24 protein-coding genes are annotated in these 15,709 nt (G+C 42.8%); 6 read left to right on the top strand and 18 right to left on the bottom strand.

The window, feature by feature from the left end; all coding sequences use genetic code 11:
- Nucleotides 1-179: 179 nt before the first annotated feature.
- The gene (locus PSE69_RS18375) at nt 180-725 is read left to right on the top strand and encodes a gamma carbonic anhydrase family protein (protein ID WP_014657276.1); all 546 of its coding nucleotides are present in this window, start codon (nt 180-182) and stop codon (nt 723-725) included.
- On the opposite strand, the gene PSE69_RS18380 is transcribed toward PSE69_RS18375, so the two are convergent.
- Genes PSE69_RS18380 through dprA form a run of 5 tightly spaced genes read right to left on the bottom strand, consistent with a single transcriptional unit; the run spans nt 701 to nt 4,002 of the window.
- Nucleotides 701-961 carry a DUF1488 domain-containing protein gene (locus PSE69_RS18380; protein WP_004926407.1) on the bottom strand — a complete coding sequence of 87 codons (261 nt, stop codon included), beginning with the start codon at nt 959-961 and terminating at the stop codon, nt 701-703. The two genes, PSE69_RS18375 and PSE69_RS18380, sit on opposite strands and share 25 nt — an antisense overlap.
- Nucleotides 958-1,776, bottom strand: a complete 819-nt coding sequence (gene aroE / locus PSE69_RS18385; protein WP_036942600.1) for a shikimate dehydrogenase — start codon at nt 1,774-1,776, stop codon at nt 958-960. Before aroE ends, PSE69_RS18380 begins: the two co-directional genes overlap by 4 nt.
- A gap of 7 nt (nt 1,777-1,783) precedes the next feature.
- Nucleotides 1,784-2,353: an L-threonylcarbamoyladenylate synthase type 1 TsaC gene (tsaC, locus tag PSE69_RS18390; RefSeq protein ID WP_004926409.1), complete on the bottom strand. Its 570-nt coding sequence runs from the start codon at nt 2,351-2,353 to the stop codon at nt 1,784-1,786.
- 12 nt (nt 2,354-2,365) lie between these two features.
- Nucleotides 2,366-2,905, bottom strand: a complete 540-nt coding sequence (locus PSE69_RS18395) for a DNA topoisomerase family protein (protein WP_004926410.1) — start codon at nt 2,903-2,905, stop codon at nt 2,366-2,368.
- A gap of 17 nt (nt 2,906-2,922) precedes the next feature.
- The gene (dprA, locus tag PSE69_RS18400; protein WP_060560797.1) at nt 2,923-4,002 is read right to left on the bottom strand and encodes a DNA-processing protein DprA; all 1,080 of its coding nucleotides are present in this window, start codon (nt 4,000-4,002) and stop codon (nt 2,923-2,925) included.
- A gap of 132 nt (nt 4,003-4,134) precedes the next feature.
- On the opposite strand from dprA, the gene def reads away from it, so the two are divergent.
- The 5 genes from def (at nt 4,135) to mscL (ending at nt 8,920) form a co-directional block, all read left to right on the top strand.
- Complete coding sequence (gene def, locus PSE69_RS18405; protein ID WP_004926414.1) at nt 4,135-4,659, top strand: peptide deformylase; 525 nt, start codon at nt 4,135-4,137, stop codon at nt 4,657-4,659.
- 26 nt (nt 4,660-4,685) lie between these two features.
- Entirely contained in the window at nt 4,686-5,633 is a 948-nt protein-coding gene (gene fmt / locus PSE69_RS18410; RefSeq protein WP_004926415.1) for a methionyl-tRNA formyltransferase, read from the top strand.
- A gap of 71 nt (nt 5,634-5,704) precedes the next feature.
- The gene (gene rsmB, locus PSE69_RS18415; RefSeq protein ID WP_014657273.1) at nt 5,705-6,991 is read left to right on the top strand and encodes a 16S rRNA (cytosine(967)-C(5))-methyltransferase RsmB; all 1,287 of its coding nucleotides are present in this window, start codon (nt 5,705-5,707) and stop codon (nt 6,989-6,991) included.
- Between the two features lie 33 nt (nt 6,992-7,024).
- A complete protein-coding gene (trkA, locus tag PSE69_RS18420) occupies nt 7,025-8,401 on the top strand; it encodes a Trk system potassium transporter TrkA (RefSeq protein ID WP_004926419.1) in 1,377 nt (458 codons plus the stop codon).
- A 108-nt stretch (nt 8,402-8,509) separates the two neighbouring features.
- Entirely contained in the window at nt 8,510-8,920 is a 411-nt protein-coding gene (gene mscL, locus PSE69_RS18425; protein WP_004926421.1) for a large-conductance mechanosensitive channel protein MscL, read from the top strand.
- A gap of 2 nt (nt 8,921-8,922) precedes the next feature.
- Here mscL and PSE69_RS18430 read toward each other — a convergent pair whose 3' ends face one another.
- The 13 genes from PSE69_RS18430 to rplR all read right to left on the bottom strand — a co-directional run bounded on the left by PSE69_RS18430 (nt 8,923) and on the right by rplR (nt 15,703).
- Nucleotides 8,923-9,123, bottom strand: a complete 201-nt coding sequence (locus PSE69_RS18430) for an alternative ribosome-rescue factor A (protein WP_004926423.1) — start codon at nt 9,121-9,123, stop codon at nt 8,923-8,925.
- A gap of 42 nt (nt 9,124-9,165) precedes the next feature.
- On the bottom strand, nt 9,166-9,582 hold the full coding sequence (zntR, locus tag PSE69_RS18435) for a Zn(2+)-responsive transcriptional regulator (protein ID WP_014657272.1): 417 nt from the start codon (nt 9,580-9,582) through the stop codon (nt 9,166-9,168).
- A gap of 130 nt (nt 9,583-9,712) precedes the next feature.
- A complete protein-coding gene (rplQ, locus tag PSE69_RS18440; protein WP_014657271.1) occupies nt 9,713-10,099 on the bottom strand; it encodes a 50S ribosomal protein L17 in 387 nt (128 codons plus the stop codon).
- A 37-nt stretch (nt 10,100-10,136) separates the two neighbouring features.
- Nucleotides 10,137-11,126 (bottom strand): DNA-directed RNA polymerase subunit alpha, encoded by a 990-nt coding sequence (locus PSE69_RS18445; protein ID WP_272675310.1) that lies wholly within the window; start codon nt 11,124-11,126, stop codon nt 10,137-10,139.
- Between the two features lie 25 nt (nt 11,127-11,151).
- The gene (rpsD, locus tag PSE69_RS18450) at nt 11,152-11,772 is read right to left on the bottom strand and encodes a 30S ribosomal protein S4 (protein WP_004265487.1); all 621 of its coding nucleotides are present in this window, start codon (nt 11,770-11,772) and stop codon (nt 11,152-11,154) included.
- 34 nt (nt 11,773-11,806) lie between these two features.
- Nucleotides 11,807-12,196: a 30S ribosomal protein S11 gene (rpsK, locus tag PSE69_RS18455; protein WP_002919257.1), complete on the bottom strand. Its 390-nt coding sequence runs from the start codon at nt 12,194-12,196 to the stop codon at nt 11,807-11,809.
- A gap of 16 nt (nt 12,197-12,212) precedes the next feature.
- Nucleotides 12,213-12,569, bottom strand: a complete 357-nt coding sequence (gene rpsM / locus PSE69_RS18460) for a 30S ribosomal protein S13 (protein WP_004907144.1) — start codon at nt 12,567-12,569, stop codon at nt 12,213-12,215.
- A gap of 144 nt (nt 12,570-12,713) precedes the next feature.
- Entirely contained in the window at nt 12,714-12,830 is a 117-nt protein-coding gene (gene rpmJ / locus PSE69_RS18465; protein WP_004265484.1) for a 50S ribosomal protein L36, read from the bottom strand.
- A gap of 47 nt (nt 12,831-12,877) precedes the next feature.
- Entirely contained in the window at nt 12,878-14,203 is a 1,326-nt protein-coding gene (secY, locus tag PSE69_RS18470; RefSeq protein WP_004926428.1) for a preprotein translocase subunit SecY, read from the bottom strand.
- A 7-nt stretch (nt 14,204-14,210) separates the two neighbouring features.
- On the bottom strand, nt 14,211-14,645 hold the full coding sequence (gene rplO / locus PSE69_RS18475) for a 50S ribosomal protein L15 (RefSeq protein WP_004926430.1): 435 nt from the start codon (nt 14,643-14,645) through the stop codon (nt 14,211-14,213).
- Nucleotides 14,646-14,648: 3 nt separating this feature from the next.
- Complete coding sequence (gene rpmD, locus PSE69_RS18480; protein ID WP_004926432.1) at nt 14,649-14,828, bottom strand: 50S ribosomal protein L30; 180 nt, start codon at nt 14,826-14,828, stop codon at nt 14,649-14,651.
- Nucleotides 14,829-14,834: 6 nt separating this feature from the next.
- On the bottom strand, nt 14,835-15,335 hold the full coding sequence (gene rpsE / locus PSE69_RS18485; protein ID WP_004265471.1) for a 30S ribosomal protein S5: 501 nt from the start codon (nt 15,333-15,335) through the stop codon (nt 14,835-14,837).
- Between the two features lie 14 nt (nt 15,336-15,349).
- The gene (gene rplR, locus PSE69_RS18490; RefSeq protein WP_004926434.1) at nt 15,350-15,703 is read right to left on the bottom strand and encodes a 50S ribosomal protein L18; all 354 of its coding nucleotides are present in this window, start codon (nt 15,701-15,703) and stop codon (nt 15,350-15,352) included.
- Nucleotides 15,704-15,709 lie beyond the last annotated feature (6 nt).

Here is a 15,709-nt window from a genome sequence, read left to right on the forward strand (position 1 = left end):
CTTTTTTTGAAAAAAAGTACTGTTTGAAGATAAAATCATCACTATGTTTTTTTTTCTAGCATTGTGACTATAAAACAAACAACAAATACCCTCTTTTTTGAAGGATACTCTTCTTCATAATATGAATAGATATCGACTATTCTATTTAATACCACTAATTATCAACTATGGTCATCTTTATGAACAAACACTTAAGACCTTATCTCGATATTTATCCCACCACTGGCTCTAACGTTTTTATCGATCCTTCAGCTGTTGTGATCGGCGATGTTCGTTTAGCTGATGATGTCAGTATTTGGCCTTTATCCGTATTACGTGGTGATGTGAACTACATTGAAATTGGTGCTCGCACTAATATACAAGATGGTTCCGTCTTACACGTAACACACAAATCAAAACATAACCCAGAAGGCAACCCTCTAATTATTGGCGAAGATGTCACCGTCGGACATAAAGTGATGCTTCATGGTTGCACAATCGGGGATCGCGTATTAGTCGGTATGGGTTCTATTATTCTTGATGGAGCAATAATCGCTAGCGACGTAGTTATAGGCGCAAATAGCCTCGTCACCCAAGGCAAAAAACTGGAAAGTGGCTACCTTTATGTTGGTAGCCCAGCTAAAGCTGCCCGTAAACTAACGGAAGCTGAATTAGAACATCTACGTTATTCAGCGAATAACTACGTTCAATGGAAGAATGATTATTTATCTTCTGGTAAAGAATAAACACTATCATCTTCCTGAGGGCCTTGAGCTATCAAGGCCTCAAACTCTTCTTCTATATCCCAACGGTTATTTTGGAACAGCACTAATGGCTCAGCCCCTTCTCCATACCGCCGATAAAGCAACGAGTCTGATATTACACATTCAGCTAACATTCCACTAATTAATACCGGAAAATGGACTTTTCTTGTAGCAGCATTCCACTCTTCTCTATCTGGAAATTGAATAGCTTGATTCACTTTTTCAGTTCCTTTTGTAATACAAGAAGAACTGGCTCTATATCTGGAAGTACTCCATGCCATAATTTAAAAGCGAAAGCGGCTTGCCCAACTAACATACCTAAACCATCGGCAAGGCGATTTACCTGATGAGAACTCGCGAACGATAGAAATGGTGTTAAACCATGTTGATAAAACATGTCATAACATGCCACCCGCGCAGAAAATACAGCGGGATCAATTGCGGGGATCTCGCCACTCACTCCAGATGAAGTCGCATTAATGATGAGATCGAAACAGGCTGTTTTGATCTGTTCGATCGGCTGTGCTTTTATTTTTCCAAAGCTAACAAATTGATTTACTAATGTTTCTGCTTTAGAAAAAGTCCTATTCGTTAGCGTAATTTCGCACCCAAATTCTAAGAGAGGTAATAAAGCCCCCCTCGTTGCACCACCAGCACCAATAATTAATACTTTGCTATTGCTATGAATAAAATTAAGCCGTTGAAGATCTAGCAAAAGGCCAGCGCCATCCGTGTTATCACCTAATAACCGGTGACTATCCAGTTTCATCACGGTATTTACTGCACCGCACGATTGAGCTCTATCTGTTAGCTCAGATACCATTTGATATGCGTTTTCCTTAAAAGGTAGCGTAACATTCGCCCCCATCCCTCCCTGAGCAAAAAATGCAGACAATGACTGCTCAAAGCCATCTAGTGGTGCCAAAATACGTTCATATTCCAGCGCAATACCCGTCTGTTCAGCAAACATCTGGTGTATAATTGGCGATTTACTATGCGCTATCGGATGACCAAAAACGGCATATTTACCCATATAATAGTTATCCTTTACGATAAAGTTGCCCTGTTTTAGCATCCCGAATTTCTGATGGGTTTTGACGGCCCCCCACCATTCCATCAAGCACAGGGATACTTCCCTTAAACTGCTCTAGAACTTCATTGGTTGTCCTACATGGCTCCTGACCGCTTAAATTCGCACTTGTAGATACTAATGGCTTACCGTATTCGCGACAGAGCTCTTTTACTAACCCATGATCTGTTACTCTTACCGCCAAAGTATCGAAACGCCCAGTTAACCATTTCGGAGTGGATGATTTGGCTGGGATAACCCAAGTCACAGGCCCTGGCCAGCTTGCAAACATCGTTTGCTTTTGTTCATCAGTCAACTGACTATCGTCCACATAGTCTTTCAGCTGTTCATAATTGTCTGCGATAAGAATTAGCCCTTTCTCCCAAGGACGTTGTTTTAACTCAAGTAACTTATTAACCGCTTGTTCACTATCAGGATCACAACCTAATCCAAATACGGCTTCAGTGGGATAAGCGATAACTTCCCCTTTGTTCAGGGAAATAATAATATTTTCAATTGCAGGTGTAGCTTTATTTTGCATCTTTTTAACTCATTATTCTTTTTGTGGTTTACCACATCGTTTACTGGCACAAAATAATCTTACTCCTTGAGCACCCCTTTTTTCCATAAGTAATGGATAATGACAAAACTCACATTCACCCGAAACAGGCTTATGATTGAGAATAAATTGGCAAGACGGATAGCTATCACACGCATAAAATGTTTTTCCAAACCGAGACTTACGTTGTAATAGGTGACCTGTCTGGCACTGGGGGCAAGCAACTTTCGTTTCATCTGGCTTATCAATTAATTCAATATGCTCACACTCTGGGTAGTGACTACATCCAATAAACATACCAAATCGCCCTTGCTTCAAAACCAAATCATGACCGCATTGTGGACATGCTTGCCCTTCTAATACTTTTACTACATGGCTTTCTGCCGAAGGACGCATAGGTTTGAGATAATGACATTGAGGGTACGAAGAACAAGCAAAAAAAGGTCCATGTGCACCATTACGAATGACCAGTAAAGAACCGCATTCAGGACAATGTTCATTTTTCTCTGTTTCAAAAGGCAATTGCTTTGACATGATTTTCTCTTAGCCAACTAACTTAATTTTATATACCCACCAGTAACAGAAGCGATAGCACCGTCTATCTCAAGTTCCGTCAAAACAGCAATGACTTCTGTTATCGGCTGTTGTACACGCTCAGCAATCACATCTGCAGGTGTAGGGTGATACTCAACCATACTCAATATTTTATTCTCTGTCAGATTAAATTCAGCATTCAGCGTTTCTTCTTCTAATGGCTCGACTGGCAACCAATTTAACCCAACCTCTATATGGTGTTTGATATCTTCGGGTTCAACAAGTAGATATGCTCCTTGTTGTAATAGCCAATGGTTACCACTGTAAGCTGAATTACCAAGTGGTGCAGGTATCGTAAAAAGGTCTCTATTTTGCTCAATGGCATAACGAGCCGTTATCAATGAGCCACTTTTCAACCCTGCCTCTACCACGACTGTCGCTTTACTTAAGCCACTAATAATTCGATTTCGTCGAGGAAATTGCCTAGGTAGCGGAGGCGCATTTGGTAAAAACTCAGAGATTAGTACCCCCTCTTGTTTAATCTGCTCCGCCAGCGCAGTATGCTGCCTAGGATAAATATTTGCTAATCCACTCCCTAAAACGGCAACTGTTTTCCCATTTGCTGCGAGTGCCGCGCGATGACTTGCAGCATCGATACCAAATGCTAACCCGCTAGTAATTGTAAAACCATAGTCAGTAAATTTATTGGCAAACCGATCCGCCCATTTACGGCCATACTCACTCGCTTGCCGACTACCGACTATTGCGATTTGTGCTGTCGCCATCAGCTCACTTTGCCCTATTACAAACAAGACGAGTGGCGGATTAGATATATGCTTTAATAAGGAAGGGTACAAGGAATCACAAAAAGTAATCAGTTGATTTTCTTCCTTTTCTAGCCATTTAAGCGTTTGAGCTAATTTTACAGATGGCACGTGTAGAAACTGTAAACACTGCAGTTCACTTAACCCACACTCCTGTAAAACAGAAGAGCATACTTGTTCTAATATCCTTAGCTTATTAATAATTTTTAATGCCTTATGTGGTGATAGCCGGCTCACCTGAGACATTCTTAACCAAATTTCTTGCACATCCATGGCGTCTTCCTGACTTTATTGTAAAGGTTCATCTGTGAACAAATCGTAACCAATACTGTCAATATGACTGATAAATGTCTAGAATAGACATTAATTTCTATTCACTTTTTTGGACGCTGCTCGAAAAAATTTATGTCAGTATTAAATGTATTACATTACCCAGACGAACGCTTACGCACAATTGCTAAGCCAGTAGAAAAAGTTGATGCCGAAATTCAACAGATCGTCGATGATATGTTCGAAACGATGTATGAAGAAGAAGGTATCGGTCTTGCTGCAACTCAAGTCGATATTCATCAGCGGATCATTGTTATTGATGTCTCGGAAACGCGGGATCAACGACTTGTTCTTATTAACCCTGAATTATTAGACAAATCAGGTGAAACGGGTATTGAAGAAGGTTGTCTTTCTATTCCTGAACAACATGGTTTTGTCCCCAGAGCAGAGCATGTTAAGGTTCGTGCCCTTGACTATAATGGCGATAGTTTTGAACTTGAAGCCGATGGCTTACTCGCTATCTGTATTCAACATGAAATGGATCACCTTGTTGGTAAATTGTTTGTTGATTACTTATCACCATTAAAGCGCCAGCGTATCCGACAAAAGGTTGAAAAACTAGATAGAATGAGAGCTAAAGCAGCAAAAACAGCTAACTAGACAGATTTATACAGGGAAATATAACCGTGTCGGAATCATTAAAAATTATCTTTGCAGGTACACCTGATTTTGCGGCTGGGCACTTAGCCGCTTTACTTAAAACTAAACATCAGGTTGTCGGTGTTCTTACACCACCAGATAAGCCCGCGGGGAGGGGTAAAAAGCTGACGCCAAGCCCTGTCAAAGTATTAGCACAAGAACACCAAATTCCAGTTTTTCAGCCTACTACGCTGAAAAATGTAGATAATCATCAATGGATCAAAGATCACAACGCAGATTTGATGATTGTTGTTGCTTATGGGTTTATTTTACCAAAAGCCGTTTTAGATATTCCGCGTTTAGGTTGTCTGAATGTACACGGTTCTTTACTACCACGCTGGCGCGGTGCTGCACCTATTCAACGCTCAATTTGGGCTGGTGATGCTGAAACTGGCGTAACCATTATGCAAATGGATGAAGGGTTAGATACTGGGGATATGCTGTATAAAGCAAGTTGCCCAATTATGCCTGAAGATACTAGTGCAACACTTTATGAAAAACTGGCAGTGATTGGCCCAGAGGCATTGATCCATACGTTAGAACTGATATCCAATCAGCAATGTGTGCCTGAAAAACAGGATGACTCTCTGGCAAACTACGCTGAAAAGTTATCTAAAGAGGAAGCTCGTATTGATTGGCAACAATCCGCTGAACAAATAGAGCGCTGTATTAGGGCATTTAATCCTTGGCCAATGAGCTATTTTACAGTTCAAGAGCAGCTTATTAAGGTATGGCAGGCACAAGTCATTGCCGAAAACCATAATGAGCAACCAGGCACTATCCTCAGCGCTGATAAAAATGGCATATGCGTTGCAACAGGTAACGGAAAACTCAATATCACTCAGTTACAACCACCGGGTAAAAAGGCCATGGGAGCGCAAGATCTCCTCAACTCACGCCGAGAATGGTTCACTCCTGGACAGCAACTTAATTAGAAAGCCAATAAATTTGCCTGATAATATATTCAGGCAAATTTATTTCGTGACGAATAGACTCACCTTCACTTATGAAAAATACATATAACTTGCGTAGCATCGCAGCGGTAGCCATCAGTCAAGTCATTGATGGTGGCCAGTCTCTCAGTACGGTACTACCTGAATTACAAAAAAATATAAATGAAAAAGATAAGTCTCTATTACAAGAGATTTGCTTTGGTGTCCTACGCTATTTACCTAAATTAGAATGGTTTGTTGCTCAGCTTATGGAGAAACCACTAACAGGTAAACAGAGAACATTGCACTACTTGATTATGGTGGGGATTTATCAACTCCTCTATACACGTATTCCTCCTCATGCCGCTTTAGCGGAAACGGTCAATGGAGCAGTTGCACTAAAACGCCCTCAATTAAAAGGGCTTATCAATGGTGTGTTACGATCATTCCAACGGCAACAAACTCAACTCGAAGAGCGTAATACTAATAATAGTAGCCAATACCTTCATCCGAGCTGGCTTTTAAAGCGCCTTCAAAATGCTTACCCTGATAAGTGGCAAACGATTATTGATGCAAATAACCAGCGTCCTCCCATGTGGTTAAGGGTTAATTCCCAACATCACACTGCTGAACAGTATCAAAAATACCTAGAAGAAAATGAGATTGCATCTGAATTGCATCCACATCACCCCTGCGCGATAAAACTGTCAGAGCCAACTTCAGTTACAAGGCTTCCTGGCTTTGAAGAAGGTTGGGCAACTGTGCAAGATGTTTCTGCTCAAGGGTGTGCGGAACTGCTTGAACCACAAAATCATGAAACGATCCTTGATCTATGTGCAGCACCCGGTGGTAAAACAACTCATATACTGGAGCTTGCACCAAAAGCACATGTCGTTGCTGTTGATATTGATGAGCACCGCCTTAAACGTGTAAAAGAAAACTTGCAACGTTTGCAACAGCAAGCAGCGGTCATTCAAGGTGATGGTACAAAACCAGAAGAGTGGGCTAATGGGCAACTGTTTGATCGTATTCTTCTTGATGCCCCATGCTCAGCAACAGGCGTTATCCGCCGTCATCCTGATATAAAGTGGTTAAGGCGCGATTCTGACATTAATGAACTCACCGAACTTCAAGCTAAAATATTAGAATCAATTTGGCCTTACCTAAAAGTTGGCGGTACCCTTGTCTATGCGACCTGTTCAATTATGCCTGAAGAGAATAGCTTACAAATAAAAAACTTCTTGGCTAAGCACCCTGAAGCCTCTCTTAATGATGGCACAACAGCAGGCTTACAGATACTACCTAGTATCACTGGTGGTGATGGCTTCTTTTACGCGCGCTTGGTCAAACAAGAGAACTAATCCAATAAAACTTGTCTGAGATAGGAATATTCAATGAAAATCATTATTTTAGGTGCTGGACAAGTTGGCGGAACCCTCGCTGAGAATCTAGTGGATGAAAACAATGATATTACTGTCGTTGACACTAACGCTGATCGCTTGCGCCAATTGCAAGATCAATTTGATCTCCGAGTTGTAAACGGCCATGGGTCACATCCACGCGTACTACGTGATGCGGGGGCAGAAGATGCAGACATGTTGGTTGCCGTCACCAATTCTGATGAAACGAATATGATCGCGTGCCAAATCGCCTATAGCCTTTTTAATACGCCAAATAAAATTGCACGTATTAGGGCGACTGAATATATCCGTGAAGCAGACAAGTTATTTTTGCCTGAACAAATCCCTATTGATTACCTGATTTCCCCAGAACAATTGGTTATTGATTATATCTATAAATTAATCCAATACCCTGGTGCACTCCAAGTCGTCAATTTTGCTGAAGGGAAAGTCAGTATTGTTGCGGTTAAAGCCTACTATGGTGGTTCATTAGTGGGTAATGCCCTTTCCAGTTTACGCGAGCACATGCCACATATTGATGCCAGAGTTGTTGCCATTTTTCGTCAAGATCGTCCGATTCGGCCTCAAGGTTCAACAATCATCGAAGCTGGTGATGAAGTCTTTTTCGTGGCTTCAACTCAACACATTCGAGCAGTGATGAGTGAATTGCAGCGCTTAGAAAAACCATACAAACGCCTCATGATCGTGGGTGGGGGTAATGTCGGTGCTGGTTTAGCGAAAAGGCTAGAAAAAGATTACAGTGTAAAACTTATCGAGCGAAATCAACAAAGAGCAACTGAACTCGCTGAATTGCTGCATGACACAATTGTATTTTATGGCGATGCTTCCGACCAAGAGTTACTTACAGAAGAGCATATTGAACAGATGGACGTCTTTATTGCTCTAACAAATGATGATGAAGCAAACATAATGTCAGCCATGTTAGCGAAAAAAATGGGGGCCAAAAAAGCTATGGTGCTCATTCAAAGAACTGCTTATGTTGAATTAGTTCAAGGTGGTGTTATTGACATTGCAGTGTCACCGCAACAGGCGACGATTTCAGCATTATTAAGTCATGTTAGGAAAGCCGATATTGTCAGTGTTTCTTCATTAAGACGAGGTGTTGCTGAAGCAATTGAAGCAATTGCTCATGGCGATGAAAATACCTCTAAAGTTGTTGGTAAAAAGATTTCAGATATAAAACTCCCGCCAGGAACCATTATTGGTGCTTTAGTTAGAGAAGATGAAGTCATTATTGCCAGTGATTATCATATAATCGAACAAGGAGACCATGTCATTATGTTCATTACCGATAAGAAATATGTTCCTGATGTTGAGAAATTATTCCAACCAAGCCCCTTCTTTTTATAATTATCAAAATAAAACGACAATCTTATTTGCAGCTTAATTAAAGTAGATACTATAATTTGTTAACTAAATATTTATTTTGTCACAAATAGTTTTCAATTAGGGGGTAGAATGAGTTTTTTAAAAGAGTTTCGCGAATTTGCGATGAAGGGCAATGTTGTCGATATGGCTGTCGGTATCATTATTGGTGCTGCATTCGGTAAAATTGTTTCTTCATTAGTCGCCGATGTCATTATGCCGCCATTGGGTCTATTAATTGGTGGAGTTGACTTTAAACAATTTAGCGTCGTACTAAGAGCCGCCGAAGGGGATATTCCTGCTGTAGTTCTTAATTATGGTATGTTTATACAGACTGTATTTGACTTTGTTATCGTCGCATTTGCTATTTTTATGGCAATTAAAGTAATGAACAAAGTTCGTCGTGAAAAAGAAGCAGAGCCTGAAGCACCACCGGCGCCAAGTAAAGAAGAAGTGTTATTATCAGAAATTCGTGATTTATTAAAAGAACAAAATAAAAAGTAATACTAGAAAACCAGTGGTAATAAGTTAAAAAACTGATTACCACTGGCCTCCCAGTTATTACCTTTACCATGTTTTGCTTTACGGTTATAACTTCCTTTCCCTTTCTTGTTTTTCTCTACTCTTTGTCTAAATAGCGGATCATGTAACAATGCTTCGATCGCATTATCTTTAATTTGACCACGTTTATGTTGATATCGACTCATGATATACCTTCTTTTAAAAATGAATTTAAAGTAAATTTTCGATTAATAAACTTTCGATGCGCCTTTCTCAAGTATTTCCATTATCGAGCAATATGTCGACGCATGCTCTTCACCACAACAAGCTGAGCTGAGCATTTTCAGTGAATCACGCATAATAATAAGTTCTTGTATCTTTTTTTCAACTTCAAACAAGCGTAAATCAACAATTTGCTTCGATTCTTGGCATGTATGATGCTCAGGATCAACACGTATTGATAATAACTCAGTGATAGCTTCTAAGGTGAAGCCGAGTTGCTTAGCATAACGGATAAACCGAAGCCGTTGCAAATCCTGCTCAGTATACAACCTATAGCCACCTTCTGTCCTCAGTTTATGCCCCATCAAACCTTGTTTTTCATAAAAACGAATCGTGTCTGGTGTGACATCGGCGAGACGCGCAATTTGCCCAATTTTATACATAGTCATGGGAACTCCACTCTAAATAGGGTCAAAATAGAATAAATCAAGTCAATGAAGCTTAGAGAAAGGATAGAATAGCAGGTACAAAAAAACCGGGCAAATATACCCGGTTTTTTTGATAGCAGACAGATTACTCTGCTGCTGCTTCTTGAGACTCAACAGCACGGTCAACAAGCTCGATGTAAGCCATCGGAGCATTGTCACCAGTACGGAAGCCACACTTAAGAATACGAGTGTAACCGCCCGCACGAGCTGCAAAGCGAGGTCCCAATTCATTAAACAATTTTGCCACGATCTCGTTATCACGAGTACGGGCGAATGCCAGACGACGATTAGCTACGCTGTCGGTCTTGGCAAGAGTAATCAGCGGCTCAACGACGCGACGCAGTTCTTTCGCTTTAGGCAGAGTCGTCTTGATGATTTCATGACGAACTAAAGAACCTGCCATGTTACGGAACATAGCTTGGCGGTGGCTGCTGTTGCGGTTCAATTGACGACCACTCTTACGATGGCGCATGACCTTATCCTTCTCAGTAAAACCTTAACCTGTGATCTTAATCATCAGCAATACTTGCTGGTGGCCAATTTTCTAAGCACATGCCCAGAGAAAGACCACGAGATGCCAAGACGTCCTTAATTTCAGTAAGAGATTTCTTACCAAGGTTAGGCGTTTTAAGCAACTCAACTTCTGTACGCTGAACCAGATCACCGATGTAGTGGATAGCTTCTGCTTTAAGGCAGTTAGCAGAGCGGACAGTCAATTCCAGATCGTCAACTGGGCGCAATAAGATAGGATCGAACTCTGGTTTCTCTTCTTTAACTTCAGGCTGACGAACATCACGTAAGTCAACAAAAGCTTCAAGTTGTTCAGCCAGAATAGTCGCTGCACGGCGAATCGCCTCTTCAGGATCGATTGTACCGTTTGTTTCCATTTCGATAACTAACTTATCCAAGTCAGTACGTTGTTCAACACGAGCTGCTTCAACATTGTAGGCAATACGCTCTACAGGGCTATAGCAAGCATCGACTAACAGACGACCGATTGGGCGCTCATCTTCTTCCGAATGTACTCGGGCAGAAGCCGGCACATAACCACGACCACGCTGAACTTTAATTCGCATGTTAATAGATGCGCTTTCGTCAGTCAGGTGGCAGATAACGTGCTGCGGCTTGACGATTTCGACATCGCCATCATGGACGATGTCGGCTGCAGTCACAGGGCCAATGCCAGATTTATTCAAGGTTAAAATAACTTCATCTTTACCCTGAACTTTTACCGCCAGCCCTTTCAGGTTGAGGAGAATCTCCAGGATATCTTCCTGTACACCTTCTTTGGTGCTGTACTCATGCAGTACACCATCAATCTCAACCTCTGTCACCGCACAACCCGGCATAGACGAAAGCAGAATACGGCGCAGTGCGTTACCAAGAGTATGACCGAAGCCACGCTCTAAAGGCTCAAGGGTCACCTTGGCGTGCGTCGAACTCACTTGCTCGATATCTACCAGGCGCGGTTTTAGAAACTCTGTCACAGAACCCTGCATTGTGTCCTCTCTTTGGTGCTAAGCTTTACTTAGAGTAAAGCTCGACGATCAGGTGTTCGTTAATGTCCGCAGACAGGTCAGTACGTTCAGGAATACGTTTGAACACACCTTCCATTTTAGCAGCATCAACTTCCAGCCAAGTTGGCTTCTCACGCTGTTCAGCCAGCTCTAAAGCAGCCTTAATACGAGACTGTTTTTTCGCTTTCTCACGAACGCTGATAACGTCATTCGGGGAAACCTGATAAGAAGCGATATTAACTACTCGACCATTTACCATGATAGCTTTGTGGCTAACCATTTGACGTGCTTCTGCGCGAGTTGCGCCAAAGCCCATACGGTAAACGACGTTATCAAGACGGCCTTCCAGCAGAGTCAACAGGTTTTCACCTGTGTTGCCTTTCAGACGTGTTGCTTCTTTATAATAGTTACGGAATTGACGTTCCAGAACACCGTAAATACGACGAACTTTTTGTTTTTCACGTAACTGAACACCGTAGTCAGACAGACGCGGTTTACGCGCTCCGTGCTGGCCAGGTGCCTGTTCTAATTTACACTTGGTGTCAATCGCGCGAACACCAGACTTCAGGAAGAGGTCTGTTCCTTCGCGACGGCTCAGCTTGAGCTTAGGACCCAAATATCTAGCCATTTTCTTTCTCCAACAGTCCTAAAAACGAAACGTATTAAACGCGACGTTTTTTCGGTGGGCGACAACCGTTATGAGGGATAGGAGTCACATCAGTAATATTTGTGATGCGGAAACCTGCGGCGTTCAGAGCACGAATTGTTGATTCGCGACCCGGACCCGGTCCCTTAACCATAACTTCCAGGTTCTTGATACCGTATTCTTTCACGGCTTCTGCGCAACGCTCTGCTGCAACCTGAGCTGCAAACGGAGTGGATTTGCGAGAACCACGGAAACCGGAACCACCGGCAGTTGCCCAACCTAATGCGTTACCCTGACGATCAGTAATAGTAACGATTGTGTTGTTGAAAGAAGCATGGATATGAGCCACACCGTCTGAGACTTGCTTTCTTACACGCTTACGTGCACGAATTGGTGCTTTTGCCATTATTCAATACCCCGACTTATTTCTTGATCGGCTTACGCGGACCCTTACGGGTACGAGCGTTAGTCTTAGTACGCTGACCGCGCACAGGTAGACCACGACGATGACGTAAACCACGGTAACATCCAAGGTCCATCAGACGCTTGATGCTCAGGGTAATTTCACGACGTAAGTCACCTTCTACCACATACTTGGCAACTTCGTCACGCAGCTTGTCGATTTGTTCTTCAGACAGCTCACTGATCTTAACATTTTCAGCAATTCCAGTCGCTTCACAGATAGCCTGTGAACGAGTTTTGCCGATTCCGAAAATCGATGTTAAAGCGATCACGGTATGTTTATGATCAGGAATGTTAATGCCTGCTATACGGGCCACTATGCACTCCTAAGTTAAAATATACATTATTGTACTGAAAAGCCCGTTTTCAGGATACTCAAACAATAATGTATCTCGATAAAAAAGATTGGCTGGCTAATTTAGCCAGCTCAACCCAACTTTGCAAGAAAAAAATGCTTTTTCTTAACCTTGACGTTGTTTATGTCTTGGCTCAACACTGCAAATTACACGAACGCTACCATTGCGACGGATAATTTTACAGTTACGGCATAATTTCTTGACGGAAGCACGAACTTTCATTTTTACTCTCCGTAACTTCTAAAGCAAACCATAATCACACTAAGCGATTACTTACCTTTTAGATTTGCTTTCTTCAATGCAGACTCATATTGACTTGACATCATTAGAGTTTGCACTTGAGCCATAAAGTCCATGATAACGACAACTACGATTAATAGAGAAGTACCACCAAAGTAAAAAGGTACTTTCATTGCGTCACGCATGAACTCCGGGATTAGGCAGATGAAGGTAATATAAAGTGCACCGACTAAAGTCAGGCGAGTCATTACCTTATCAATGTACTTGGCCGTTTGCTCTCCCGGACGAATTCCTGGTACAAATGCACCGGACTTCTTCAGGTTATCTGCTGTTTCTCTTGGGTTGAAAACCAACGCCGTATAGAAGAAACAGAAGAAGATGATCGCAGAAGCATAAAGCAACACATAGAACGGTTGACCAGGCTGCAAGAACATAGAAAGAGTTGTCAGCCAGTCCCAGCCAGTTCCATCACCGAACCAAGATGCTATTGTACCCGGGAACAGTATGATACTGGAAGCAAAAATTGCAGGAATTACACCCGCCATATTCACTTTTAATGGTAAATGTGTGCTTTGTGCCGCATAAACACGGCGTCCTTGTTGGCGTTTCGCGTAGTTAACAACGATTCTACGTTGACCACGCTCCATGAATACAACAAAGAAAGTTACCGCGAATACGAGCACTGCAACCAACAGCAACAGGAGGAAGTGCAGATCGCCTTGCCGAGCTTGCTCGATAGTATGGCCAATGGCCGGCGGTAGACCCGCAACGATACCAGCGAAGATAATGATTGAGATACCGTTACCAATACCTCTTTCCGTTATCTGCTCACCTAGCCACATAAGGAACATGGTTCCTGTAACTAAGCTAACAACAGCCGTGAAGTAGAACGGGAGACCCGGATCAATAACTAGCCCTTGCATCCCTGGCATATTCGGAAGACCCATTGCAATACCCACAGATTGGAATATTGCTAACACCAAAGTACCCCAACGAGTATATTGGCTTATCTTCCGACGACCTGCTTCACCTTCTTTCTTAATCTCTGCTAGTCGTGGGTTAACCACTGACAATAATTGGATAATAATAGATGCCGAAATATACGGCATAATACCCAAAGCAAAGATAGAAGCTCGGCTAAGAGCACCACCAGAGAACATGTTAAACATATCAATGATGGTGCCTTGTTGCTGTTCGAGCAATTTGGCAAGCACAGTGGCATCAATACCAGGGATTGGAATAAAAGAACCAATACGGAAAACAATCAGTGCACCTATAACAAACAAAAGTCTGCGTTTCAGCTCACCAACACCACCTTTGGCACTTTGAAAATCTAATCCTGGTTGTTTAGCCATCTGTCACTTATTCCTCAATTTTACCGCCGGCAGCTTCAATCGCAGCGCGAGCACCTTTAGTAACACGAAGGCCACGTACAGTTACTGCACGATTCACTTCGCCAGAAAGAATAACTTTCGCATATTCAATCTGGATGCCAACAACATTCGCGGCTTTTAGTGCGTTCAGATCAATAACATCGCCTTCAACAGCAGCAAAATCAGACAGACGAACTTCTGCAGTGATCATTGCTTTACGTGAAGTAAAACCAAATTTTGGTAGACGACGGTATAAAGGCATCTGGCCGCCTTCGAAACCACGACGTACGCCACCGCCAGAACGAGATTTCTGACCTTTGTGACCACGTCCGCCGGTTTTACCCAGACCAGAACCGATACCACGACCTAAGCGCTTAGGCGCGTGCTTGGCACCTTCAGCCGGAGACAGAGTATTTAAACGCATCTCTTACTCCTCAACTTTAACCATGTAGGAAACCAAGTTGACCATACCGCGAACAGCAGGAGTGTCCTCACGTTCTACTGTATGACCAATGCGACGCAGACCTAAACCGATCAAAGTTGCCTTATGCTTAGGCAGGCGACCGATTGAACTGCGAACTTGTGTAATTTTAATAGTCTTAGCCATGGCTGATTACCCCAGAATTTCTTCGACGGATTTTCCACGCTTAGCTGCGACCATTTCTGGAGACTTCATGCTGTCTAAAGCATCCAGTGTTGCACGAACCACGTTGATTGGGTTTGTGGAACCATAGGTTTTAGCCAGTACGTTGCGAACTCCAGCTACTTCTAAAACAGCACGCATTGCACCACCGGCGATGATACCAGTACCTTCGTGAGCAGGTTGCATAAACACGCGAGAACCGGTGTGTGTACCTTTCACAGGGTGGAACAAAGTGCCGTTGTTTAGAGCAACGGTTTTCATGCTGCGACGGGCTTTTTCCATCGCTTTCTGGATTGCTGCCGGAACTTCGCGCGCTTTGCCGTAGCCAAAACCAACGCGACCGTTACCATCACCAACTACTGTCAGTGCTGTAAAGCTGAAAATACGGCCACCTTTAACGGTTTTTGCTACGCGGTTTACCGCGATCAGCTTTTCCTGCAGTTCGCCAGCTTGTTTCTCGATGTGAGCCATCTTACACCTCTACCTTAGAACTGAAGGCCAGCTTCACGGGCAGCTTCTGCCAGTGCCTGGACTCTACCATGATATTGGAAACCAGAACGGTCAAAAGCAACAGTAGTGATGCCTTTTTCCAATGCGCGTTCAGCAATAATTTTACCAACAACTGCTGCTGCGTCTTTGTTTCCAGTGAATTTCACTTGCTCATTGATAGCTTTTTCTGTAGTAGAAGCGGCCACCAAAGTTTCAGAACCGTTTGGAGCGATAACCTGCGCATAAATATGGCGTGGAGTACGGTGTACCACCAGGCGTGTCGCACCCAACTCTTGGATCTTGCGGCGTGCGCGGGTCGCACGACGGATACGAGCTGCTTTCTTATCCATAGTGTT

The organism is Providencia sp. PROV122, assembly GCF_028482365.1.
In the GTDB taxonomy this organism is placed as follows: Bacteria; Pseudomonadota; Gammaproteobacteria; order Enterobacterales; family Enterobacteriaceae; genus Providencia; species Providencia stuartii.

Bases quoted from the DNA above. Each gene is read 5' to 3' on its own strand.
- rplR (WP_004926434.1), bottom strand. From the start codon at position 15,703: ATGGATAAGAAAGCAGCTCGTATCCGTCGTGCGACCCGCGCACGCCGC.
- def (WP_004926414.1), top strand. From the start codon at position 4,135: ATGTCAGTATTAAATGTATTACATTACCCAGACGAACGCTTACGCACA.
- rpmD (WP_004926432.1), bottom strand. From the start codon at position 14,828: ATGGCTAAGACTATTAAAATTACACAAGTTCGCAGTTCAATCGGTCGC.
- trkA (WP_004926419.1), top strand. From the start codon at position 7,025: ATGAAAATCATTATTTTAGGTGCTGGACAAGTTGGCGGAACCCTCGCT.
- tsaC (WP_004926409.1), bottom strand. From the start codon at position 2,353: ATGCAAAATAAAGCTACACCTGCAATTGAAAATATTATTATTTCCCTG.
- dprA (WP_060560797.1), bottom strand. From the start codon at position 4,002: ATGGATGTGCAAGAAATTTGGTTAAGAATGTCTCAGGTGAGCCGGCTA.
- rpsK (WP_002919257.1), bottom strand. From the start codon at position 12,196: ATGGCAAAAGCACCAATTCGTGCACGTAAGCGTGTAAGAAAGCAAGTC.
- rpsE (WP_004265471.1), bottom strand. From the start codon at position 15,335: ATGGCTCACATCGAGAAACAAGCTGGCGAACTGCAGGAAAAGCTGATC.
- PSE69_RS18445 (WP_272675310.1), bottom strand. From the start codon at position 11,126: ATGCAGGGTTCTGTGACAGAGTTTCTAAAACCGCGCCTGGTAGATATC.
- aroE (WP_036942600.1), bottom strand. From the start codon at position 1,776: ATGGGTAAATATGCCGTTTTTGGTCATCCGATAGCGCATAGTAAATCG.
- secY (WP_004926428.1), bottom strand. From the start codon at position 14,203: ATGGCTAAACAACCAGGATTAGATTTTCAAAGTGCCAAAGGTGGTGTT.
- rsmB (WP_014657273.1), top strand. From the start codon at position 5,705: ATGAAAAATACATATAACTTGCGTAGCATCGCAGCGGTAGCCATCAGT.
- rplO (WP_004926430.1), bottom strand. From the start codon at position 14,645: ATGCGTTTAAATACTCTGTCTCCGGCTGAAGGTGCCAAGCACGCGCCT.
- zntR (WP_014657272.1), bottom strand. From the start codon at position 9,582: ATGTATAAAATTGGGCAAATTGCGCGTCTCGCCGATGTCACACCAGAC.
- PSE69_RS18430 (WP_004926423.1), bottom strand. From the start codon at position 9,123: ATGAGTCGATATCAACATAAACGTGGTCAAATTAAAGATAATGCGATC.
- PSE69_RS18395 (WP_004926410.1), bottom strand. From the start codon at position 2,905: ATGTCAAAGCAATTGCCTTTTGAAACAGAGAAAAATGAACATTGTCCT.
- PSE69_RS18375 (WP_014657276.1), top strand. From the start codon at position 180: ATGAACAAACACTTAAGACCTTATCTCGATATTTATCCCACCACTGGC.
- rplQ (WP_014657271.1), bottom strand. From the start codon at position 10,099: ATGCGCCATCGTAAGAGTGGTCGTCAATTGAACCGCAACAGCAGCCAC.
- rpsD (WP_004265487.1), bottom strand. From the start codon at position 11,772: ATGGCTAGATATTTGGGTCCTAAGCTCAAGCTGAGCCGTCGCGAAGGA.
- mscL (WP_004926421.1), top strand. From the start codon at position 8,510: ATGAGTTTTTTAAAAGAGTTTCGCGAATTTGCGATGAAGGGCAATGTT.
- rpmJ (WP_004265484.1), bottom strand. From the start codon at position 12,830: ATGAAAGTTCGTGCTTCCGTCAAGAAATTATGCCGTAACTGTAAAATT.